Here is a 21440-nt window from a genome sequence, read left to right as displayed (position 1 = left end):
GCAGTGGCCGTCTGGTTGCTGAGCGGCTGCGGCACCCGGGTGGCAGGGCCAGGCGGAGGGGCGTCTGCCACGGAGACCGGGCCGATCCAGTGGACCCTCGGGGCGCCCTCCCGGGTCACCGCCGCCCGGCTCGACGCCGACCACCGCACGCTGAGCGTCGACGCGGACGTGCCCAGCGGCGCGTATCCCTGCATGCGGGACTTCAAGGCGGTGGACACCGACGCCCGGTACGGCAGTGTGCCGGGCACCGTGCACGTGCAGCTCACCTTCGACTCCACCTCCCTCGACCGGCGTTCCGGGTGCACCAAGGAGCGGACGGCCACCGCCCGCGTGCGGCTGCCCGAGCCGCTGGGCAAGCGGGAGCTGGTGGTCGACAACGACACGGTCTTCACCGCAGACGGCGCCGAGCCGCCCGCGCTGCGCCTGTGTGGCCGGCTCGGCTGCCACCCGCCGGTCACCGGCTGCACCACCGCCTCCTACGAGCAGGCGATGATCGCCGTCGACGCGCCCATGCACTCCTACCGTGACGCCGAGCACTGCGACGGAAAATGGCTGGTGCTGGACTTCTCCTGGCGCACAGGGCCGGCGTGCGGCGACGACACCAAGGACTCCGCCTGCACGTCCCACCTCGGCGACCGCTACTTCTTGCGCGCGAAACGCTCCGGCTGGGAGCCGTTCTTCGAGAGCGCGGCCGGCGGCTGCACGGCGGTGCAGCGAAGGGAACCGGCCTTCCCGACCGCGCTGTGCGCGTCGCTGGAGCCGCTGTCCTCCTCGCTGCACCCGAGCTATCCGCCGCCGTCACGCACCGGCGGTTCCCCTACTCCCCGGTGATGCCCGCGGCCAGCGCCTGGGGCAGTTCGTCCGTGTACAGCACGCCGAGCCGCTGGGTGGCCCGGGTCAGGGCGACGTACAGGTCGCTCGTGCCGTACGCGCCCGGCTCGACCACCAGGACCGAGTCGAATTCGAGGCCCTTGGCCTGGCGGGGGTCGAGCAGCACGACCGTGCGGGTCAGGTCGGGCTCGGCGCCCGCCGTGACGCCGTCCAGCCGGGTGGCCAGCAAGCGGTGCAGCTCGCGCGGCGCGATGACCGCGAGGCGGCCCTCGGCCGGGGTGAGTTCGGCGACCGCTTTGACCACGGTTTCGGGCAGGTCGCCGTCGGCCCGCCGCACCCAGGGCCGTACCCCGGTCGACCGGACCGAGCTCGGCGGCTCGAAGTCCGGGTTCTCGGCGCGGACGACGGCCGCGGCCAGCTCCATGATCTCGGCCGGGGTACGGTAGTTGACGCCCAGCCGGGTGTGCTCCCAGCGGTCCTCGGCATAAGGGGCGAGGATGTCCGCCCAGGAGCCGACACCGGCCGCCTCGGCGGTCTGGGCGGGGTCGCCGACCAGGGTCATCGAGCGGGTCGGGCTGCGCCGCATCAGCAGCCGCCAGGCCATCGGCGACAGTTCCTGGGCCTCGTCCACGATGATGTGCCCGAACGCCCAGGTCCGGTCGGCCGCGGCGCGCTCGGCGGCGCTGCGGTGGTCCGCCTCCTCCTGCCGCTCGGCGAACCGCTCGGCGTCGATGATGTCGTGCGCCGACAGCACCTCGGAGTCCTCGTCGTTCCTGTCCTCGAACTCATAGGTCCGGGAGGCGTACGACACGTCGAGCACGCCCTGGGCGTAGGCGATCTGGGTCTCGCGCTCGCGGTCGGCACGCGCCCGCGCCAGCCGGTCGTCCTCGCCGAGGAGTTCGGCCGCCTCGTCCAGGAGGGGGACGTCGGCGACGGTCCAGGCGCCGGTCACCGGGCGGCGGACGGCGGCCGCATCCTCGTCGTCCAGCTGGCCGTCGGGTGCGGCGAGGAAGTCGGCGACGAGGCGCTGCGGGGTGATCCGCGGCCACAGCTGGTCGATCGCGGACCACACCTCGGGGTTCTCGGCGAGTTCGTCGCGGATCTGGGTGATGTCGGAGGCGTCGAGCAGGCTGGAGCCGTCGTACGGGTCGGTGCCGACACGTTCGGCGTACAGCTCGGTGAGGGTGTTGAGGATGTGGCCCTCGAAGTGCTCGCGGGCGGCGTTGTGCGGCAGCTTGGCGGCGCGGGTGCGCTCCCGGGCGACGGAGACCAGTCCGTCGTCGAGCATCAGGACCTCGCGGTCGTGCTCGATCGCGATGACCGGGTCCGGCAGGGCCTGCCGGTCGCGTACGACGGCGGCGAGCACGTCGGCCATGTCGGCGCGGCCCTTCACGGCGGCCGCCTGCGGGGTGTCGGCCGCGGTCGCCTTCACACCGGGGAAGAGCTCGCCCACCGTGGCCAGCAGCACTCCGGTCTCGCCGAGGGAGGGCAGCACCTCGCCGATGTAGCCGAGGAAGGCCGGGTTGGGGCCGACGATCAGGACGGCCCGGCGGGCCAGCAGCTCGCGGTACTCGTACAGGAGGTAGGCGGCGCGGTGCAGCGCGACCGCGGTCTTTCCGGTGCCGGGCCCGCCTTCGACCACCAGCACCCCGCGGTACGGCGCCCGGATGATCTCGTCCTGCTCGGCCTGGATGGTCTGCACGATGTCGCTCATGCGGCCGGTGCGCGCCGAGTTCAGCGCGGCCAGCAGCACGGCGTCCCCGTTGTGGTCCTCGTACCCGGTGCGGGTGGCGTCGCCGAGGTCGAGGATCTCGTCGTGCAGGGAGGTCACCGTCCGGCCCTCGGTGCTGATGTGCCGGCGGCGGCGCAGGCCCATCGGGGTGTGCCCGGTGGCCAGGTAGAAGGGGCGGGCGACGTCGGCCCGCCAGTCGACGAGGACGGGGGTGCGCTCGGCGTCGTCCTCGCGCAGCCCGATCCGGCCGATGTGGTGGGCGGCGCCGTCGGCGAGGTCGATCCGGCCGAAGCAGAGCGAGCCGTCGACGGCGTTCAGCGCGGCGAGCAGCCCCGAGCGCTCGGCGACCAGGATGTCCCGCTCCAGCCGGGCCTGCATGGGCTTGTCGCCCTGGGCGAGCGCGTCCGCGACCGAGGTCTCGGCCGCGCCGCGCAGTACGTCCACGCGCGCGTACAGTCCGTCGATGAATTCCTGCTCACGCTGCAATTCATCGTCCGGAAATTCGGTGTTTGACAATTCCGCTCCCGCCCGGATATACTCTGCCCAGTGAACTTCTCCGCGACCCTGTCCAATTGAAGTCGCGAACCACTGAATATACGCAGAGAAATCCCCCGAGCGCAATTGCTCAGGGGATTTTTTCGTGGGCGGCCGTGCTTTACAGCACGTCGGCCAGCTCTTCCATGAGGCGCCGCTTGGGCCGCGCCCCCACCATCGACCGCACCGGCTCACCGTCCCTGAAGACCATCAGGGTCGGCGTGGACAGCACCCCGTAGGCGACCGTCGTCTCCGGATTGCGGTCGACGTCGAGCTGCACGATCTTCAGCCGGTCGCCCTCCTCGAAGGCGATGTCCTTCAGCACCGGCGCCAGCTGCCGGCACGGACCGCACCAGTCGGCCGTGAACTGCACCAGGACCGGTAGGTCGGCGCCGATCACCTCCGCCTGGAAATCCGCGTCCGTCACCTCGGCCAGTCCGCTCACCACACTCACCGCGTCAGCCCTCCCAGTTCGCACACGGGTTCCGGACCCCCCGGAACCAGCGCCTCGGCGGCCAGCGCGTCCCGCGCCCGCTCCGCCCGCCGCAACTGCCCCGCGACCGTCTCCCGCACCGACGTCAGCTGCCCGATGAGCGCGTCCAGCTCGTCCAGCTTGCGCCGGTAGACCAGGAGGGAGGCCGGGCAGGAGTCGCCCTCCGGGTGCCCGGCGCGCAGACACTCCACGAACGGCCGCGTCTCCTCCAGGTCGAACCCGAAGTCCTGCAGCGTCCGGATCTGCCGGAGCAGCCGCAGGTCGCCCTCGTCGTAGGTGCGGTGTCCCTTGTCGTCGCGCCGGGCGGACAGCAGCCCCCGTGCCTCGTAGTAGCGCAGGGTGCGGGTGGTGGTTCCGGCCCGTGCGGCCAGCTCGCCGATTCGCATGCCTATGACGGTAGGTGTTGACGTCGGCGTCAAGGCAAGCGGTGGGCTCCCCTCACGTCGGTGGCAGCAGCGGCTTGCGGCGCACCGGCGAGGACAGCACGATCGACGTCGTCGTACGGCCCAGCGCCGAGGTCTGCTCCAGGATCTCCTCCAGGTGCGCGGTGCCGGTGACCGCGATCTTGAGGATCCAGCAGTCCTCGCCGACGACGTGGTGCACCTCGGTGATCTCCGGGCGCTCGATCAGCTCCAGGGTCCTCGGGTGCTTGAGGGTGTAGCCGCCGTGCGGGTTCACCCGGATGAAGGCCTGGATGCCGTAGCCGAGGCGGGTGGGCGCGACCCGGGCGCCGTACCCCTCGACGACGCCCGCCGCCTCCAGCCGGCGCACCCGCTCGGTGACGGCCGCCGGGCTCAGACTGACCCGCCGGCCCAGCTCGCTCAGCTTGATCCGCCCGTCGGTCTGGAGCAGCTGGAGGATCTGCCGGTCCACCGCATCGAACACCACCGGTGTTTCGTTGGCGACGGCCCGCAGATGCCGTGGTTCCTTCGGTGCGGTGGTCGTATCTCCCATGTCTCCCCCTTCAGGACCTGTGTGTCGGCCCGGAGAATTATGGTCATGACAAAGGCACGAGAGGTACTGGTCATCGGCGGCAACCGCTATTTCGGCAAGCGGCTGATCGGGCGGCTGCTGGCGGCGGGTGACCGGGTGACGGTCCTGAACCGGGGGTCGGTGGCCCCGCCGCCCGGCGCGGAGCACCTGGTGGCCGACCGCGACGACGAGAAGGCGCTGACCGAGGCGCTCGGGACCCGCGCATTCGACGTCGTTCTCGACCAGGTCTGCTACACCCCGCGCCAGGCGGCGATCGCCCGCCGGGTCTTCGCCGGCCGCACCGGCCGCTATGTGATGACCTCGACGGTGGAGGTGTACGAGCACGAGGACTCCCCGGCGCCGGTACCGGAGAGCGCGGTCGATCCGGTTGCGGTCGCGGTGGAGCCGGAACTCCCCTGGGGCGACCCGGAATTCACCGAGGCGCACTACGGCGAGGGCAAGCGGCAGGCGGAAGCGGTGCTCACGGGCGCCGGCTTCCCGTTCGCTTCGGTGCGCGTGGCGCATGTCCTCGGCGGTGCGGACGACTTCACGGGCCGCCTCGATCACTACGCGGACCGCATCCGCACCGGCGCCCCCATCGCCGTACCGCCCACCGCGCGGCCGGCGACGTACATCCACGTGGAGGAGATCACCGACTTCATGCTCTGGGCGGCGGGCGAGGACTTCACGGGACCGGTCAACGCCGCCTCGCACGGAGAGCTGACGGTGCAGGAGCTGTGCGAGACGGTCGCAGCCCGGCTCGACGGCGGCACGCCGGTGTTCGAGGTGACGGACGGCGCCGCCTCCCCCTTCGCCTTCCGCCGCCGTTACGCCATGGACAACTCCCGGGCCGTGCGGCTCGGTTTCGCCTTCGGGGACGTACGGGAGTGGCTGCCGAAGGCCGTTTCCGAGATGCTCGGAAAGGACATCTGACGTGCGCTACCGCACTCTTGGCGGACTGCGGGTGAGCGCGGTCGGGCTCGGCGCCATGCCGTTGTCGATCGAGGGCCGGCCGGACGAGACCCGCGCCCTGGCCACGATCCATGCGGCCCTGGACACGGGCGTGAACCTGCTGGACACGGCCGACTCCTACCACCTGCCCGGCCAGGCTCCCGGCCACAACGAACTGCTCCTCGCCCGCGCCCTGGCAGCCTACGGCGGCGACACGGACGGCGTCCTGGTGGCCACCAAGGGCGGCCGGGGCCGTCCGGCCGACGGCAGCTGGACGGTCACCGGCACACCCGCGCATCTCAAGGCGGCCGCGGAGGCCTCCCTGAAGCGGCTCGGGGTCGAGGCCATCGGCCTCTACCAGTTGCACAAGCCGGACCCGGCCGTCCCCTTCGAGGAGTCCGTCGGCGCCCTGCGCGACCTGCTCGAGGAGGGCAAGATCCGCCTGGCGGGCCTGTCGAACGTGACGTCCGACCAGATCCACCGGGCCCGTGCGATCCTCGGCGACCGTCTGGTCTCCGTACAGAACCGCTACTCCCCCGGGACCCGTGACAGCGACCCCGAGCTGCGGCTGTGCGCCGAGCTGGGCCTGGCGTTCCTGCCGTGGAGCCCCCTCGGCGGGATCTCCCGCAGCTCCCTGGACGGCCCGTCGGGGCAGACCGCCGGTGCACGCCACCTGGCGTTCCACGAGGTGGCCCGGGAGCGCGGGGTGAGCCCCCAGCAGGTCTGCCTGGCCTGGCTGCTGTCGCTCTCCCCGACCGTCGTCCCGATCCCGGGCTCGAGCCGCCCGCAGACGATCCGGGACTCGGCGGGCGCCGCGGACCTGGTGCTGACGCAGGAGGAGCTGACCCGTCTGGCGGAGGCCGCGCGGCCCCGGTGAGGCCCCGCGGCCCGTGATCGCCGTCAGGGTCCGCAGCCGGAACCGGTCGGTGGTGTCCTCGGCGGAGCGGCAGGCGTCTCGTCCGGAATCAGACGGTCACCCCCGCCGACTCCTCCACCTCCATCAGGGAGGCGCTGTGGCGCTCCTCCTCGAACCGGCGGCGGCCGCCGCGCAGGCCGAACAGGCGCTTGGCCAGGGCGATGTAGAGGACCGCGAGGATGTTCAGGGTGAGCGTGGCGATCTTCAGGTAGCTGACCTTCTCGGTGAGTTCGTAGATCTCCAGGGGGAGGAAGGCGGCGGTGGCGACCACCGTCAGGTACTCCGCCCAGCGCTTGGCGTACCAGAGGCCGACGGCCTCGATCAGCTCGATCAGCGCGTAGGCGAGCAGCAGGGCCGCGACCAGCAGCAGCGTGGAGTGCTTGTAGCCGAACACCTTCTGGATGGAGCCGACGACCGGTGAGTGGTCGAGGTCGTAGTGGAAGTGGCGGAAGACCGGGCGGAAGACGTCCAGGTACTCGTTGAACAGCCGGCGCACCGAGTCCTGGCTGTTGCTGAACTTCCACACCGCGACCGCGACCAGCACGATGAACACCCCGCGCACCGCCCGCTCGATCGCCAGGAAGCGGAGGATGAACAGGTCCCGGAGGACCTTGCCGCGCGGCACCAGCGGGGCGTCCCCGGCCGGGCCGGAGCCGTGCGGCTCACCGAGCACGAAGTCGCCGCAGCGCAGGCAGCGCCAGACGTCCCCGAGCGCGGTCTCGGCGTGCAGCCGCAACCGCAGCCGGGGGTCGTCGGGTGCGTAGGTCACATGGCCCTTGCGCGCGCAGGTCCGCCGGTCCCAGTCGATCTTCATGTCCCCCGTGCCTCCATACAGCTACTGACTCACATGTACTGACGCCAGGCACGAACGTGCCGTTCCGGTCGGTCCGGAGCGGCACGTTAGCGGATGGAGGCGGGTAACCGTCAGTCGGCCGGGCTGTTCACCAGCTCCCTCTCCTCGGTCTTCACCTCCGGCGCGGCGGTTTCACGGCGCGGCAGCAGGATGCCCACGAGTACCGTGCCGATGCCGAGGATCACCGCGCCGACCAGGCTGGTGTGCGCGACGGCGTCGGAGAAGGAGGAGCCGACCGCGTCCGCCATCCGTCGGGCGCCGGAGGCGAGTTCGGCGGCCTGCTGCTTGAGCTGTGCGGCCTGCTGGGGGTCCTTGGCGTGGGCGGCCTGCGCGGCCAGCGCGTGCGCCTTCTCGCCGATGCCCTGGGCGACGGCGTACCCGGCGCCGACCGAGTCCTGCGCGGTGTCCAGGGCACTCGCCGGGAGCCTGCTGCCCGCGGTGGCGTCGCTCAGATGGTTGCCGTACGACGTGGCGAGCAGCGAGCCGAGGATGGCGATGCCGAGGGAACCGCCGAGCTCCAGCGAGGTGTCGTTGACCGCGCCGCCGACGCCCAGCTCGGACTCCGGGAAGGCGCCCATGATGGCGTCGGTGCAGGGCGAGAGGGCGAGGCCGATGGCGAGGCCGAGGATGATCAGGGGCGCCAGGAAGTCGCCGTAGCCCGAGGCCGCGTCCACCCGGGTCAGGAGGGCCAGCGCGGTCGTGCCGCCGACCATGCCCGCGGTGACGGTCCACTTCATGCCGACGCGCGGGGTGAGCCAGCCGGTCAGTGCCGAGCCGGCGAAGACCGCGCCGGCCAGCGGCAGCATGCGCACGCCGGTCTCCAGGGCGTCGTAGCCGAGGACGAACTGCAGGTGCTGGGTGAGGTAGTAGAAGGCGCCGAAGACGGCCAGGAAGAACAGGGCGACGGCCAGGTTGGAACCGGCGAAGCGGCGGTGCGCGAAGCGGCGCACGTCCAGGATCGGGCGGGGGTGGCGCAGCTCCCACAGGACGAAGGCGACCAGGCCTGCGCCCGCGACGACCGCCGCCGTGACGGCCTTCACGCCCCAGCCGAAGTGCGGGCCCTCGATGATCATGTAGACCAGCGAGCCGGTCCAGATCACCGACAGCAGTCCGCCGACGTAGTCGATGCGGTCGTGGTGACCGGCCCTGGAGGGCGGGATCAGGACGAATGCGGCGACGAGCGCGAAGGCCGCGATGGGCACGTTGATCAGGAAGGTCGAGGACCAGCCGTGGTCGCGCAGCAGGGCGCCCGCGACCACGGGACCGGCGGCGATGGCGAGGCCGGCGGTGGCGGTCCACAGCGTGATCGCCTTGGCCCGCTCGGCGCGCGGGAAGGTCGCGGCGAGCAGGGAGAGCGTGGCGGGCATGATCAGCGCCGCCCCGACGCCCATCACGGCGCGGGCGGCGATGACGGTCGCCGCGCTGTCGGCGAGGTAGCCGAAGACGGCACCGGCGCCGAAGACGAGGAGCCCGAGGACGAGGGCGCCGCGCCGGCTGTACTTGTCGCCGATGGCGCCGAGCAGGAGCATCAGCGCCGCGTAGGGGACGGTGTAGCCGTCGATCACCCACTGCAGGTCGGCGCTGGAGAGCCCGAGGTCCTTCGTCATGTCGGGCGCGGCGACCGTGAGGGCGGTGTTCGCCATCACGATGATCAGCAGGCTCAGGCAGAGCACGAGCAGTGCCCACCAGCGCCGGGCGTACGGGCGCTCCATCTTCTCGACCGGTTCGGTCATGACGAGTCGCATGGCAGGGGTCGCCTTCCTCGGATGCGCGACGAGAACGTGAGGTACGGAGTGGACTTGCACAACAGCGTGCAATTGCACAGCCATGTGCAAGGTACGCCTTTGCACACTGCTGTGCAAGTTGACCGAGGGGGCACAATGACCGCCATGACCACGGGTAACACCAGCCGCGCCGACGCCAACCGGCGCCGCATCCTCGACGTCGCCCTCGCCGAACTGCTGCGCGATCCCGACGCCTCCATGGACCAGATCGCGCGCGCCGCGGGAGTCGTACGACGGACGGTGTACGGCCATTTCCCCAGCCGCGAGGCGCTGATCAGCACCCTCGTCGACGAGGCCGTGGCAGCGCTTGCGGACGCGGACGCCCGCGCCCGTGACGGGGTGACGGACCCGGCGGAGGCGGTGGCCCGCTCGGTGCTCGCCATCGGGGAGATCGCCGACCGTTACCGGCTGCTGATCGCCCTGGCCCAGCGCACGGTCACCGTCCAGGGCATCCGCGAACGCCTCGCCCCGCTGCGCGCGGGCAAGGTCGAACTGCTCCAGCACGGCCTGGATCAGGGGGTGTTCAGCTCACCCCTGCCGGCGCCGGCGCTGGCGTACGTGCACGAGCAGATGATCATGGCGGTGATGGAGGCGGTGAACGACGGCCTCCTGGCAGCACAGGAGGCGGGACGCTCGGCCACGGTCACGGTCCTGACCGCGGCGGGCGTACCCGCCCCGACGGCCACCGAGCTGGTGGCCAGGGTGAGTGAGGGGAAATGACGAAAAGCCGGGCGGCTGAGGTACGGGGGGAGCCCCAGCCGCCCGGCGGTGGTTCCCGGATGCCCGGCCCGGGTTCAGGCGGGGCCGGGCATCCGGAGTTCCTTCTCGGGGATCAGGCCTTGGCCAGCTCCCCCTCCCGCGGCTCGGGAACCGCGGTGACGGTCCCCTGCCCCTCGTCCATCAGCGTGGTCTCGTCGAACGGCAGCTCACCGGCGAGCACCTGCCGCACCCGCGCCTTGTCGATCTCCTTCGTCCACGTGCCCACCAGCACCGTGGCGACCGCGTTGCCCGCGAAGTTCGTCAGCGCACGGGCCTCGCTCATGAACCGGTCGATACCGACGATCAGCCCGACCCCGTCGACCAGCGCGGGCTTGTGCGACTGCAGGCCGCCGGCCAGCGTGGCGAGACCGGCGCCGCTGACACCCGCCGCACCCTTGGAGGCGAGCAGCAGGAAGAGCAGCAGCGGGATCTGCTCGCCGACGGACATCGGCGTGCCCAGGGCGTCCGCGATGTACAGCGAGGCCATGGTCATGTAGATCATCGTGCCGTCGAGGTTGAAGGAGTAACCGGTCGGCACGGTGATGCCGACGACCGGCTTGCTGACGCCCAGGTGCTCCATCTTCGCGATCAGCCGCGGCAGCGCGGACTCGGAGGAGGAGGTGGACAGGATCAGCAGGAACTCCCGCGCCAGGTACTTGAAGAGCGAGAGGACGTTCAGGCCCGCGACGATCCGCAGCAGCGCGCCGAGCACGATGAAGACGAACAGGAAGCAGGTGACGTAGAACCCGAGCATCAGCACGGCGAGGCTCTTCAGCGCGTCGATTCCGGCCGAACCGGTGACGGCCGCGATCGCACCGAAGGCGCCGACCGGCGCGGCCCACATGACCATCGACAGGATGCGGAAGACGAGCCGCTGGATGTGCTCGATGCCGCGCAGCACCGGCTGCCCGACCGAGCCCATGGCCTGCAGCGCGAACCCGGCGAGCAGAGCCACCAGCAGCGTCTGGAGGACCTGGTCCCCGGTGAAGGCCGAGACGAAGGTGGTCGGGATGATCGACAGCACGAACTCGACGGGCGGCAGCGCTTCGGTGGACACCTGGGCATGGCCGCTCTGCTTGATCGCGTTCGTCAGGTGCAGCCCGTCGCCGGGGTGCAGCACGTTGCCGACGACGAGCCCGATGGCGAGCGCGACGAGCGACATCACGAGGAAATAGCCGAGGGCGATACCGCCGACGGCGCCGACCTTGGCGGCCTTCCGTACGGACCCGATCCCGAGCACGATCGTGCAGAAGATGATCGGCGAGATCATCATCTTGATCAGGTTCACAAAGCCCGTACCGAGCGGCTTCAGCTGGACCGCGGCGTCGGGCCAGATGAGGCCCACGGCGATACCGAGCGCGACCGCCACGATGACGGCGATGTACAGGTAATGGGTCCGGTCCCGCTTCACGCGGGCTGCGGCAGGTGCCGTGTCGGGGGAGCTGGCGGCCACGACTGCCCTCCTTGACGTCTTCGTCGGTGAACAACCGGCGTGCGGCTCACGTCCGGGCTTTGTTCGGGGAATGCCGTGACTATCTCCCGCCCTGTGAGGGCGGTCACCCTTCCGTTCATTTAGTTCACGCTTAACCGGAGAGGCACACTGCTGACATGCGCTTCCCGTTCCTCCCCCGTCCTCGCAGCCTCGCGGGCCAGCTGTTCGCCATGCAGGCCGTGCTGATAGCGGTGGTCGTGGCCGGGTACGCGCTGTTCACCTACGTCGGCGACCAGCGGCAGGCCGAGGACGCGGCGGTCCGCCAGGTCACCGCGGTGGCCCGCTCGATCGCGGACGCCCCCTCGGTGCGCTCGGCGATCCACACCTCCCGTCCCACTGCGGCGCTGGAGCCGTACGCGCTCATGGTCATGCGGGACGCGGACGTCGACTTCGTCACGATCATGAACCCGGAGGGCATCCGCTGGACCCACCCCGACCGGAAGCAGATCGGCAAACGCTTCCTCGGCCGTATCGGCCCCGCCGTGCACGGCCACACCTTCACCGAGACCTACACCGGCACCCTCGGGCCCTCCGTCCGCGCGGTCACCCCGATCGAGGAGAACGGCCGCGTCATCGGCCTGGTCAGCGCCGGCATCAAGGTGGAGGCGATCAGCGCCCGGGTCCAGGGCCAGGTCACGGCCCTGCTCGGCGTCGCCGGCGCGACCCTGCTGCTCGGCGCGGTCGGCACTTACGTGATCAACGCCCGGCTGCGCCGCCACACCCACGGCATGAACGCAACCGAGCTCAGCCGGATGCACGACTACCACCAGGCGGCGCTGCACGCGGTCCGCGAGGGCCTGCTGATGCTGGACGGGCAGTACAGGGTGGCACTGATCAACGACGGCGGACGGGAGCTGCTGGGCCTGGGGGCTCCGGACACGGAGCTGATCGGCCGCTCGGTCGCCGAGCTGGGCCTGCCGGCCCCGCTGACCGGCGCGCTGCTGTCCTCCGAGCCCCGGGTGGACGAGGTGCACCTGACGGCGTCCCGGGTGCTGGTGGTCAACACCTCCCCGGTGTCGGGCGGAGAGCGCCGCGGAACGGTGGCCACACTGCGCGACGTGACCGAACTCCAGTCCTTGATGGGCGAGTTGGACTCGGAGCGGGGCTTCACCCAGGCGCTGCGCTCGCAGGCGCACGAGGCCGCCAACCGCCTGCACACGGTGGTCTCGCTGATCGAACTGGGCCGGGCCGAGGAGGCGGTGGCGTTCGCCACGGCGGAACTGGAGCTGGCCCAGGCGCTGACCGACCAGGTGGTCGCGGCGGTCGGCGAACCGGTGCTCGCCGCCCTGCTGCTCGGCAAGACGGCCCAGGCGAACGAGCGGGGCGTGGAGCTGGTGGTGTCCGAGGACAGCCGCCTGGACGACGGCCTGCTCCCGGACGACCTGCCGGCCCGCGACCTCGTGACCATCCTCGGCAACCTGATCGACAACGCGGTGGACGCGGCGCAGGGCAGCGTCCGGGCGCGGGTGACGGTGACGGCGTACGCCTCGGACACCGAGGTGGTCCTCAGGGTGTCGGACACGGGCCCCGGTGTCGACGCGGACCATGCCGGCCTGGTATTCCAGCGGGGGTTCTCGACGAAGCCGGCCGGGCCCGGCGGACGGGGCCTCGGGCTGGCCCTGGTCCGGCAGGCGGTGACCCGCCACGAGGGCACGTTGACGGTGGCGCAGTCCGACGGAAAGGGCGGGGGCGGAGCGGTGTTCGAGGTGCGGTTGCCGCTGCGTACCCCCGCGGGTGGCAGCAGATGACGAACGAGCGGCAGCCCATCCGCGTCCTGGTCGTCGAGGACGACCCGGTGGCCGCCGACGCGCACGTCATGTACGTCGACCGGGTGCCGGGATTCGTCGCGGTCGGCAAGGCGCACACGGGCGCGCAGGCGCGGCGCCTCCTGGACCGTACGGCCGTGGACCTGCTGCTGCTGGACCTGCATCTGCCGGATGTGCACGGGTTGCAGCTGGCCCGCTCCCTGCGCGCGGCCGGCCATCACGCGGACGTCATAGCGGTCACGTCGGCCCGGGACCTGGCGGTGGTCCGCGAGGGCGTCTCCCTTGGCGTCGTCCAGTACGTCCTGAAGCCCTTCACCTTCGCCACGCTCCGGGACCGCCTGGTCCGCTACGCCGAGTTCCGTGCGGCGGCGGGCGAGGCGAGCGGCCAGGACGAGGTCGACCGCGCACTGGCGGCCCTGCGGGCCCCGTCGCCCGCCGCGCTGCCGAAGGGCCTGAGCGGCCCGACGCTGGAACGGGTGACGGGAGCACTGCGCGAGGCTTCCGAGGGGCTGACCGCGGCCGGCCTGGCCGAGGCGGTCGGCATCTCCCGGATCACCGCGCGCCGGTACCTGGAGCACCTGGTGGAGGCGGGGCGGGCGGGCCGGAGCCCGCTGTACGGGCAGGTGGGCAGGCCTGAGCTGGTGTATCGGTGGGTGCCGCAGGGGCGGTGAGACCGGGGGGCCAACCTCCCATGTCGCACGCCGCCACCATCCGTGACCGTGACGGCTTGGGGAGCATGACGTTCCACGATGACGGTGATGTCTTCACCGTGTGCAGTCTTCAGGGGCGCGGCGGATACATCATCGGCAAGGTTTGGTACAGGCCCGCCATCGGTGGCGGGTGCGCCAAGATTACGGCGCGGCTCGCGGACGGCCTCCGAACCTTCTGGAGATCGCCGAACTCCAATCCTGCGCAAGCACATTGACCTGACTAGACCACTCCTCTTACCTTCACACGGCAACCACCTGGCCACTCAGCAGTGCGTTCTCAGGAGGTCATGCCCGTGCGCCCCACCGCCGCCCTCTCCGCCCTCCTCACCGCCGCTCTCGCCGCCACCGCCCTCACCGCGTGCGGCAACGGCTCCGGAAGCAGCCCGAACACGATCAAGGTGTCGTACAAGCAGTCCACGGACAACTCCGTGAAGGTGATGGACACCTACCTCGCCGGGATCAAGAAGGACTTCGAGAAGAAGTACCCGGGGAAGAAGGTCGAGTTCGTGCCCATCAAGGCCCCGGATTCCGAGTACTACACCAAGCTCCAGCAGATGCTGCGCTCTCCGAGGACCGCGCCCGATCTGGTCTACGAGGACACCTTCCTCATCAACTCCGACATCACGAGCGGGTACTTGAAACCGCTCGACCCGTACCTGGCCAAGTGGCCGGACTGGGGCCGGTTCCTCGACACCGCCAAGGCGGCGGCCAGGGGTGAGGACGGGAAGACGTACGGCGTTCCGGACGGGACCGACACCCGCGGACTGTGGTTCGACAAGCGGGTGTTCCGGAAGGCCGGGCTGCCGGAGAACTGGCAGCCGAAGAACTGGGACGACGTCCTCGCCGCCGCCCGGACCATCAAGCAGAAGGTCCCCGGCGTCACCCCGCTCAACATCTACACCGGCAAGCCGGCGGGTGAGCGGGCCACCATGCAGGGCATGGAGATGCTGCTCTACGGCACAGGGGACGGAAAGTCCGACCCCCTGTACGACAGCGGCAGCAAGAAGTGGATCGCCGGGAGCCAGGGGTTCACGGACTCGCTGAAGTTCGTCGAAACCGTCTTCAAGGAGAAGCTCGGGCCCGACGTCTCCGACGCCCTCGACCCCAACTTCGCCACCACCGTGATGGGCGAGCTCCTCCCCCAGGGCAAGATCGGCATCAACCTCGACGGCTCCTGGCTTCCGCTGACCTGGCTTCCGGGCAGCGGCCACGAGTGGCCGGACTGGTCCAAGCAGCTGGGGCTGGCGTACATGCCGACCGAGCATGGGCAGGCGCCGGGGAAGGTCAGCATGTCCGGCGGGTGGACCTGGGCCATCCCGGCCAAGGCCGGCAACCCGGACCTCGCCTTCGACTTCATCAGGACGATGCAGACCGAGGCGAACGCCAAGAAGTGGTACATCGTCAACTCGGGCATCTCGGTACGCAAGGACGTCGCCGCCGACCCCGCCTACGCCACCGCCCAGCCCGGCATCAGGTTCTTCACCGACCTGGTGTCCAGCACGCACTACCGGCCCGCGTACCCGGCTTACCCGAAGGTGTCGACGGCCATCCAGGAGGCCATGGAAGGCGTGACGACCGGCGACCGGTCGGCGGAGAAGGCGGCCGGCGGGTACGACGACACGCTCAAGGACGTGACCGGCGGCCAAGTGGTCGGCAAATGAGGCGCCGGATCAGCCGCGCCCTCCCGCTCGCCCCCGCCCTCGTCCTCCTCCTGCTCTTCCTCGCCGGGCCGATCGCCTACTGCGTCTGCATCGCCTTCACCGACCTGCAGTTGACCGGTCAGGCGCACTCGTCGTTCGTCGGGTTCGCCAACTTCCGGCACGCCTTCCAGGACGACGCGTTCCTGAACGCCGTCTGGCTGACCCTGGTGTTCACCGTGCTGTCCTCGCTCGTCGGGCAGAACACACTGGGGCTCGCCCTGGCGGCGCTCATGAAGCGGGCCTCGAAACCGGTGCGCACCCTCACCGGCGGGGTCGTGGTCACCGCGTGGGTGCTGCCGGAGGTGGTCGCCGGGTTCCTGCTGTACGCCTTCTTCCGGCGGGAGGGGACCTTGAACGCCATCCTGGACTGGCTTCGTCTGCCGCGCGAGAACTGGCTGTTCACGCTGCCGATCCTCGCCGTGTCCTTCGCCAACGTCTGGCGCGGTACGGCGTTCTCGATGCTCGTCTACTCCGCCGCGCTGGACGAGATACCCGCCGAGATCACGGAGGCCGCCGAGGTGGACGGGGCCGGCGGATGGCGGCGGATGTGGCACATCACCCTCCCGATGATCCGGCGGTCCATCGGCACCAACCTGATGCTCAACACCCTGCAGACGCTGTCCGTCTTCGGGCTGATCTGGGTGATGACCCGGGGCGGCCCCGGCAACAAGAGCCAGACCCTGCCGCTGTTCATGTACGAACAGGCCTTCCAGAACAGCATGATCGGGTACGGCACCGCGGTCGCCCTGCTCCTGCTGCTCGTCGGTTCCCTGTTCTCGGTCGTCTACCTGCGGCTGCTGCGGACGGAGGTGTGAGCACGGAATGCCCCGCAAGCGCACCTCCCGCCGGCTCGCCGCCGATGTCTCGCTCCTGATCGTGGCCGTAGCCTTCGCGCTGCCCCTCGCCTGGGTGGTGCTGTCCTCCGTGGACCCCCACGCGGACCTGAGGGTGAAGGCCCCGGACGGGTTCACCTTCGGCAACTTCGACGCGATCCTGACCCCGGACATCACCTACACCCCACTGCTCAACAGCCTGATCCTGTGCGGCGGCGCCACCGCGCTGACCGTCGCCTGCGCCGCCCTCGCCGCGTATCCGCTCTCCCGCTTCCGCTCCCGGCTCAACCGGCCGTTCCTGCTGTCGGTCCTGTTCGCGACGAGCCTGCCGATCACCGCGATCATGGTGCCGGTCTACGCGCTGTTCGTGCGGGTGAACCTGATCGACACCCTGCAGGGCACGATCCTGTTCTTCGCCGCCTCCCAACTCCCCTTCGCCATCTGGCTGATGAAGAACTTCATGGACGGGGTGCCGAAGGAGCTGGAGGAGGCGGCCTGGACGGACGGGGCGTCCTCGCTGCAGTCCCTGGTCCGGATCGTGCTGCCGCTGATGGGGCCGGGGCTCGCCGTCGTCACGGTGTTCTCGTTCGTGATGATGTGGGGGAACTTCTTCGTCCCCTTCATGCTGCTGCTCACCCCGGACCAGATGCCGGCCTCGGTCAGCATCAACGACTTCTTCGGCAACCGGGGCATGGTGGCCTACGGCCAGCTCGCCGCGTTCTCCGTCATCTACTCGACGCCCGTGATCCTGCTCTACGTCCTGGTGGCGCGACGGTTGGGAGGTGGCTTCGCGCTGGGCGGGGCGGTCAAGGGATGAGCGGGGCCAAGGGGCGGACGGAAGAGGTCAAGGGGCGCACGGGAAGGGGGTCAAGAGGTGCGCCGTAAGGGTGGTCCGTCCGTTACATACCGAACGGCCGGAACTGTACGTTCCGACAATCCGTGATCCTGTCCGAACAGACCGTAGCCATCCCGTCACGGTCCCCCTAGCTTGTGCGAGGTGCGCCAACCCTCAGCTCCCCCCTTCAACGCCCCGGCGGCCCGTCGGCTGCGCGCCGCGCTCGGCATGGGCCCCGAGCACGTCGCCTACGGCATGCGGGCCTCGTACGGCCTGCCCTACGTCACACCCGATCTGGTGATCGCCTGGGAACGCGGCTCGGTGGCTCCCAGCCACCCGGAACTCACCGCGCTGGCCGGGGTGCTGTGGTGTTCCCCGGGCGAACTCCTCGGCCGGCCGCAGACCCTGCGCGAGCATCGCATCGCCCGCGCCGTCGCACCCGAGGACCTCGCCCGTGCCGTCGACATGGACCTGCGCAGCTACCTGCGCATGGAGGAGAACGGGCAGTGGCGGGGCAACGAGCGCCAGTCGGCCGCGCTCGCCCGGGTGCTGGACCTGGCCCTGCCCGACTTCGTCGCCGTCACCGGCCGCGAGGCGAAGCTCGCCGACCTGCTGCACAGCGCGGTGACCACCCGCTGGCAGGCCTATGTGCGGCCGGTGCGCAAGCTCGCGCCCCTGGACACGGACGTCCTCGAAGGCGTGCTGCAGCAGCTCTACGAGGACTACCAGGGTCACATGGCCGCCACCCTGAGCTGGGGCGGCGGCAGCACGAGCGCCAGCGAGTCCGGCCGGGAGTTCCTCGACCGGATCGTGGAGACCTTCTGGGAGGGCGTGGCGGACAGGTCGGCGCAGTAGGCCGACAGGTACGGTCCGGAAGACTGACAGGGTGGCCTAGAAGACCGATTCCGCCTCGTCCATGCGGTCCTTCGGCACCGTCTTGAGCTCGGTGACCGCCTCCGCGAGCGGCACCATCACGATGTCGGTGCCGCGCAGCGCGGTCATCCTGCCGAACTCGCCGCGGTGCGCGGCCTCGACGGCGTGCCAGCCGAAGCGGGTGGCGAGGACACGGTCGTAGGCGGTGGGGACGCCGCCGCGCTGGACGTGGCCGAGGATGACCGGCTTGGCCTCCTTGCCGAGGCGCCGCTCCAGCTCGTACGCCAGCGCGGTGCCGATGCCCTGGAAGCGCTCGTGGCCGTACTGGTCGATCTCGCCCTTGCCGTAGTCCATGGTGCCCTCGGCGGGGTGGGCGCCCTCGGCGACGCAGATGACGGCGAACTTCTTGCCGCGGGCGAAGCGCTCCTCGACCATCTTGACCAGGTCGGCGGGGTCGAAGGGGCGCTCGGGCAGGCAGATGCCGTGGGCGCCGGCGGCCATGCCGGACTCCAGGGCGATCCAGCCGGCGTGCCGGCCCATCACCTCGACGACCATCACGCGCTGGTGGGACTCGGCCGTGGTCTTCAGGCGGTCCATCGCCTCGGTGGCGACGCCGACGGCCGTGTCGAAGCCGAAGGTGCGGTCGGTGGAGGAGATGTCGTTGTCGATGGTCTTGGGGACGCCGACGACCGGGAGGCCCGCGTCGGAGAGCATGCGGGCCGCGGTGAGCGTGCCCTCGCCGCCGATCGGGATCAGCGCGTCGATGCCGAACTCCTCGACCATGTCGGCGGCCCCCTCGCAGGCCTCGCGCAGTCGGTCGCGCTCCAGCCGGGAGGAGCCGAGGATGGTGCCGCCGCGGGCCAGGATGCCGCTGACCCCGTCCAGGTCGAGGCTGCGGTAGTGCCGGTCGAGCAGACCCCGGTAGCCGTCCTCGAAGCCGATGACCTCGTCGCCGTACTGCGCAACCGCCCGGTGCACGACCGACCGGATCACGGCGTTCAGGCCGGGGCAGTCGCCGCCTGCGGTGAGAACTCCGATGCGCATCGTGCTGTGTCTCCTGCTCGCTGTCGTTACCGGTGAGCCAGTGTCGATTGTTTCACGTCCGCCGGGACACTGAGCCACTTGACGGGCGCCTTATCCGGCGGCGGGGGTATTGTCAAGAGGGTTCTGCTCACCTTGGTGGGCGATTTTTATGCCGATGACGCGACATTCAAGGCGTACAGGTCAGTGCAGGTCATACAGCATGAGGAACGGAGTGGACGCGTGACGCGCAGCGTGTACGTGACCGGGATCGACCGCGGTGACGGCCGCCAGGTCGTGGAGCTGGGGGTCATGGAGCTCCTGACCCGGCAGGTCGACCGGGTGGGCGTGTTCCGTCCGCTCGTGCACGACGGCCCCGACCGGCTGTTCGAGCTGCTGCGGGCGCGGTACCGCCTCTCGCAGGATCCGGCGACGGTCTACGGCATGGACTACCAGGAGGCATCCGCGCTCCAGGCGGAGCAGGGCACCGACGAGCTGGTCTCCGCGCTGGTCGACCGCTTCCACCTGGTCGCGCGCGACTACGACGTCGTCCTCGTCCTCGGCACCGACTTCGCCGACACCCAGCTGCCGGACGAGCTGTCCCTGAACGCCCGCCTCGCCAACGAGTTCGGCGCCTCCGTGATCCCGGTGGTCGGCGGCCGCGGGCAGACCACCGAGTCCGTGCTCGCCGAGACCCGCAACGCCTACCGGGCGTACGACGGTCTGGGCTGCGACGTGCTGGCGATGGTCACCAACCGGGTGGCCCGCGAGGACCGCGACGAGATCGCCGAGCGGCTCGCGAACCGACTGCCGGTGCCCTGCTACGTCGTCCCCGACGAGCCCGCGCTGTCCGCGCCGACCATCGCCCAGATCGCGCAGGTCCTCGACGCCAAGGTGCTGCTCGGCGACGACTCCGGGCTCGCCCGGGACGTCCTCGGCTTCGTCTTCGGCGGCGCGATGCTGCCCAACCTGCTCGGCGCCCTGACCCCCGGCTGCCTGGTCATGACCCCGGGCGACCGCGCCGACCTGGTCGTCGGCTCGCTGGCCGCGCACAGCGCCGGCACTCCGCCGATAGCCGGCGTGCTGCTCACCCTGAACGAGGTGCCGAGCCAGGAGATCCTCACCCTCGCCGCCCGCCTCGCCCCGGGCACCCCGGTGCTCTCCGTGACGGGCAACAGCTTCCCCACCGCCGAGCGGCTGTTCTCCCTGGAGGGCAAGCTGAACGCGGCCACCCCGCGCAAGGCGGAGCGGGCGCTAGGTCTGTTCGAGCGGTACGCCGACACCGCCGGGCTGGCCGCGCGCGTGAGCGCCCCCAGCGGCGACCGGGTCACCCCGATGATGTTCGAGCACAAGCTGCTGGAGCAGGCCCGCTCCGACAAGCGCCGGGTCGTGCTGCCGGAGGGCACCGAGGAGCGGGTGCTGCACGCGGCCGAGGTGCTGCTGCGCCGGGGCGTGTGCGATCTGACCCTGCTCGGGCCGGAGGACCGGATCCGCAAGAGTGCCGCCGACCTCGGCGTCGACCTCGGCGACACCCAGCTGATCGACCCAGCCACCTCCGAGCTGCGCGACGCCTTCGCCGAGAAGTACGCCCGGCTGCGGGCGCACAAGGGCGTGACCGCCGAGCTGGCCTACGACGTCGTGTCGGACGTCAACTACTTCGGCACCCTGATGGTCCAGGAGGGCCTGGCCGACGGCATGGTGTCCGGGTCGGTGCATTCGACGGCGGCCACCATCCGGCCCGCCTTCGAGATCATAGGAGCAAAGGGGGCCGCGCGAAGCGCGTCGGACAAGGCGGCGGTGGGAGACGGGCGGGCCAGGCCGGAGTCGTCGATCGTCTCGTCCGTCTTCTTCATGTGCCTGGCCGACAAGGTGCTGGTCTACGGCGACTGCGCGGTCAACCCCGACCCGAACGCCGAGCAGCTCGCGGACATCGCCATCCAGTCGGCGACCACGGCGGCGCAGTTCGGCGTGGAGCCGAGGATCGCGATGCTGTCGTACTCCACCGGCACCTCCGGTTCGGGCGCCGACGTCGACAAGGTGCGCGAGGCCACCGAACTGGCGCGCAGCAGGCGGCCCGACCTGAGGATCGAGGGCCCGATCCAGTACGACGCGGCCGTGGAGCCGTCCGTCGCCGCGACCAAGCTGCCCGGCTCCGATGTCGCCGGCCAGGCAACGGTTCTGATCTTCCCGGACCTCAACACAGGCAACAACACCTACAAGGCCGTGCAGCGCTCGGCCGGCGCGATCGCCGTCGGACCGGTCCTGCAGGGTCTGCGCAAGCCGGTCAACGACCTGTCCCGGGGCGCGCTCGTCCAGGACATCGTCAACACTGTCGCCATCACGGCGATCCAGGCCCAGACGCCCGTCACCTGACCACAGAGAGCAT

General features: G+C 70.8%; 19 protein-coding genes. 11 read left to right on the top strand and 8 right to left on the bottom strand.

Annotated features, from left to right (window positions below; genetic code table 11):
- Positions 1–3: 3 nt before the first annotated feature.
- The gene (locus ACWGJ5_RS05580) at positions 4–831 is read left to right on the top strand and encodes a hypothetical protein (protein WP_453308488.1); all 828 of its coding nucleotides are present in this window, start codon (positions 4–6) and stop codon (positions 829–831) included.
- Here ACWGJ5_RS05580 and ACWGJ5_RS05575 read toward each other — a convergent pair.
- The 4 genes from ACWGJ5_RS05575 to ACWGJ5_RS05560 all read right to left on the bottom strand — a co-directional run bounded on the left by ACWGJ5_RS05575 (position 818) and on the right by ACWGJ5_RS05560 (position 4544).
- On the bottom strand, positions 818–3079 hold the full coding sequence (locus tag ACWGJ5_RS05575; RefSeq protein ID WP_453308487.1) for a HelD family protein: 2262 nt from the start codon (positions 3077–3079) through the stop codon (positions 818–820). The two genes, ACWGJ5_RS05580 and ACWGJ5_RS05575, sit on opposite strands and share 14 nt — an antisense overlap.
- A gap of 139 nt (positions 3080–3218) precedes the next feature.
- A complete protein-coding gene (trxA, locus tag ACWGJ5_RS05570; protein WP_453308486.1) occupies positions 3219–3551 on the bottom strand; it encodes a thioredoxin in 333 nt (110 codons plus the stop codon).
- A complete protein-coding gene (locus ACWGJ5_RS05565; RefSeq protein WP_453308485.1) occupies positions 3548–3976 on the bottom strand; it encodes a MerR family transcriptional regulator in 429 nt (142 codons plus the stop codon). The genes trxA and ACWGJ5_RS05565 overlap by 4 nt, the downstream gene beginning before the upstream one ends.
- Before the next feature lie 52 nt (positions 3977–4028).
- Positions 4029–4544 (bottom strand): Lrp/AsnC family transcriptional regulator, encoded by a 516-nt coding sequence (locus ACWGJ5_RS05560; protein ID WP_453308484.1) that lies wholly within the window; start codon positions 4542–4544, stop codon positions 4029–4031.
- Positions 4545–4589: 45 nt separating this feature from the next.
- Between ACWGJ5_RS05560 and ACWGJ5_RS05555 the strand changes: the two genes are divergently transcribed.
- The gene (locus ACWGJ5_RS05555; protein ID WP_453308483.1) at positions 4590–5495 is read left to right on the top strand and encodes an NAD-dependent epimerase/dehydratase family protein; all 906 of its coding nucleotides are present in this window, start codon (positions 4590–4592) and stop codon (positions 5493–5495) included.
- A gap of 1 nt (position 5496) precedes the next feature.
- Positions 5497–6390 (top strand): aldo/keto reductase, encoded by an 894-nt coding sequence (locus tag ACWGJ5_RS05550; RefSeq protein ID WP_453308482.1) that lies wholly within the window; start codon positions 5497–5499, stop codon positions 6388–6390.
- Positions 6391–6478: 88 nt separating this feature from the next.
- Here ACWGJ5_RS05550 and ACWGJ5_RS05545 read toward each other — a convergent pair whose 3' ends face one another.
- Both ACWGJ5_RS05545 and ACWGJ5_RS05540 read right to left on the bottom strand, forming a co-directional pair.
- Positions 6479–7243: a DUF2127 domain-containing protein gene (locus tag ACWGJ5_RS05545; protein ID WP_453308481.1), complete on the bottom strand. Its 765-nt coding sequence runs from the start codon at positions 7241–7243 to the stop codon at positions 6479–6481.
- A 110-nt stretch (positions 7244–7353) separates the two neighbouring features.
- The gene (locus ACWGJ5_RS05540) at positions 7354–9027 is read right to left on the bottom strand and encodes an MFS transporter (protein WP_453308480.1); all 1674 of its coding nucleotides are present in this window, start codon (positions 9025–9027) and stop codon (positions 7354–7356) included.
- 135 nt (positions 9028–9162) lie between these two features.
- Here ACWGJ5_RS05540 and ACWGJ5_RS05535 point away from each other — a divergent pair, with 135 nt between their 5' ends.
- Positions 9163–9786: a TetR/AcrR family transcriptional regulator gene (locus ACWGJ5_RS05535; protein ID WP_453308479.1), complete on the top strand. Its 624-nt coding sequence runs from the start codon at positions 9163–9165 to the stop codon at positions 9784–9786.
- Between the two features lie 112 nt (positions 9787–9898).
- On the opposite strand, the gene ACWGJ5_RS05530 is transcribed toward ACWGJ5_RS05535, so the two are convergent.
- Positions 9899–11278: a cation:dicarboxylate symporter family transporter gene (locus ACWGJ5_RS05530; protein WP_453308478.1), complete on the bottom strand. Its 1380-nt coding sequence runs from the start codon at positions 11276–11278 to the stop codon at positions 9899–9901.
- A gap of 155 nt (positions 11279–11433) precedes the next feature.
- Here ACWGJ5_RS05530 and ACWGJ5_RS05525 point away from each other — a divergent pair, with 155 nt between their 5' ends.
- From ACWGJ5_RS05525 to ACWGJ5_RS05500, 6 genes are all read left to right on the top strand, one after another.
- Positions 11434–13065 carry a sensor histidine kinase gene (locus ACWGJ5_RS05525; RefSeq protein ID WP_453308477.1) on the top strand — a complete coding sequence of 544 codons (1632 nt, stop codon included), beginning with the start codon at positions 11434–11436 and terminating at the stop codon, positions 13063–13065.
- The gene (locus ACWGJ5_RS05520) at positions 13062–13754 is read left to right on the top strand and encodes a response regulator (protein WP_453308476.1); all 693 of its coding nucleotides are present in this window, start codon (positions 13062–13064) and stop codon (positions 13752–13754) included. Before ACWGJ5_RS05525 ends, ACWGJ5_RS05520 begins: the two co-directional genes overlap by 4 nt.
- A 326-nt stretch (positions 13755–14080) precedes the next feature.
- Complete coding sequence (locus tag ACWGJ5_RS05515) at positions 14081–15454, top strand: extracellular solute-binding protein (protein WP_453308475.1); 1374 nt, start codon at positions 14081–14083, stop codon at positions 15452–15454.
- A complete protein-coding gene (locus ACWGJ5_RS05510) occupies positions 15451–16308 on the top strand; it encodes a carbohydrate ABC transporter permease (protein WP_453308474.1) in 858 nt (285 codons plus the stop codon). Before ACWGJ5_RS05515 ends, ACWGJ5_RS05510 begins: the two co-directional genes overlap by 4 nt.
- A gap of 7 nt (positions 16309–16315) precedes the next feature.
- Positions 16316–17143 carry a carbohydrate ABC transporter permease gene (locus tag ACWGJ5_RS05505; protein ID WP_453308473.1) on the top strand — a complete coding sequence of 276 codons (828 nt, stop codon included), beginning with the start codon at positions 16316–16318 and terminating at the stop codon, positions 17141–17143.
- Positions 17144–17323: 180 nt separating this feature from the next.
- On the top strand, positions 17324–18016 hold the full coding sequence (locus tag ACWGJ5_RS05500) for a helix-turn-helix domain-containing protein (protein WP_453308472.1): 693 nt from the start codon (positions 17324–17326) through the stop codon (positions 18014–18016).
- Between the two features lie 36 nt (positions 18017–18052).
- On the opposite strand, the gene ACWGJ5_RS05495 is transcribed toward ACWGJ5_RS05500, so the two are convergent.
- Entirely contained in the window at positions 18053–19078 is a 1026-nt protein-coding gene (locus ACWGJ5_RS05495; protein ID WP_453308471.1) for an ATP-dependent 6-phosphofructokinase, read from the bottom strand.
- A 219-nt stretch (positions 19079–19297) separates the two neighbouring features.
- On the opposite strand from ACWGJ5_RS05495, the gene pta reads away from it, so the two are divergent.
- Positions 19298–21427 carry a phosphate acetyltransferase gene (gene pta / locus ACWGJ5_RS05490; RefSeq protein WP_453308470.1) on the top strand — a complete coding sequence of 710 codons (2130 nt, stop codon included), beginning with the start codon at positions 19298–19300 and terminating at the stop codon, positions 21425–21427.
- The last annotated feature ends 13 nt before the right edge of the window (positions 21428–21440 follow it).

The organism is Streptomyces sp. NPDC054783 (assembly GCF_053611725.1).
Note: the sequence above shows the minus strand (reverse complement) of the source record. Positions and strands in the feature narration are given on the sequence as shown.

What these genes read in the sequence shown, in the direction of transcription:
- ACWGJ5_RS05565 (WP_453308485.1), bottom strand. Translation starts at nt 3,976, where the DNA reads ATGCGAATCGGCGAGCTGGCCGCACGGGCCGGAACCACCACCCGCACC.
- ACWGJ5_RS05560 (WP_453308484.1), bottom strand. Translation starts at nt 4,544, where the DNA reads ATGGGAGATACGACCACCGCACCGAAGGAACCACGGCATCTGCGGGCC.
- ACWGJ5_RS05555 (WP_453308483.1), top strand. Translation starts at nt 4,590, where the DNA reads ATGACAAAGGCACGAGAGGTACTGGTCATCGGCGGCAACCGCTATTTC.
- ACWGJ5_RS05545 (WP_453308481.1), bottom strand. Translation starts at nt 7,243, where the DNA reads ATGAAGATCGACTGGGACCGGCGGACCTGCGCGCGCAAGGGCCATGTG.
- ACWGJ5_RS05540 (WP_453308480.1), bottom strand. Translation starts at nt 9,027, where the DNA reads ATGCGACTCGTCATGACCGAACCGGTCGAGAAGATGGAGCGCCCGTAC.
- ACWGJ5_RS05535 (WP_453308479.1), top strand. Translation starts at nt 9,163, where the DNA reads ATGACCGCCATGACCACGGGTAACACCAGCCGCGCCGACGCCAACCGG.
- ACWGJ5_RS05525 (WP_453308477.1), top strand. Translation starts at nt 11,434, where the DNA reads ATGCGCTTCCCGTTCCTCCCCCGTCCTCGCAGCCTCGCGGGCCAGCTG.
- ACWGJ5_RS05520 (WP_453308476.1), top strand. Translation starts at nt 13,062, where the DNA reads ATGACGAACGAGCGGCAGCCCATCCGCGTCCTGGTCGTCGAGGACGAC.
- ACWGJ5_RS05515 (WP_453308475.1), top strand. Translation starts at nt 14,081, where the DNA reads ATGCCCGTGCGCCCCACCGCCGCCCTCTCCGCCCTCCTCACCGCCGCT.
- ACWGJ5_RS05510 (WP_453308474.1), top strand. Translation starts at nt 15,451, where the DNA reads ATGAGGCGCCGGATCAGCCGCGCCCTCCCGCTCGCCCCCGCCCTCGTC.
- ACWGJ5_RS05505 (WP_453308473.1), top strand. Translation starts at nt 16,316, where the DNA reads ATGCCCCGCAAGCGCACCTCCCGCCGGCTCGCCGCCGATGTCTCGCTC.
- ACWGJ5_RS05495 (WP_453308471.1), bottom strand. Translation starts at nt 19,078, where the DNA reads ATGCGCATCGGAGTTCTCACCGCAGGCGGCGACTGCCCCGGCCTGAAC.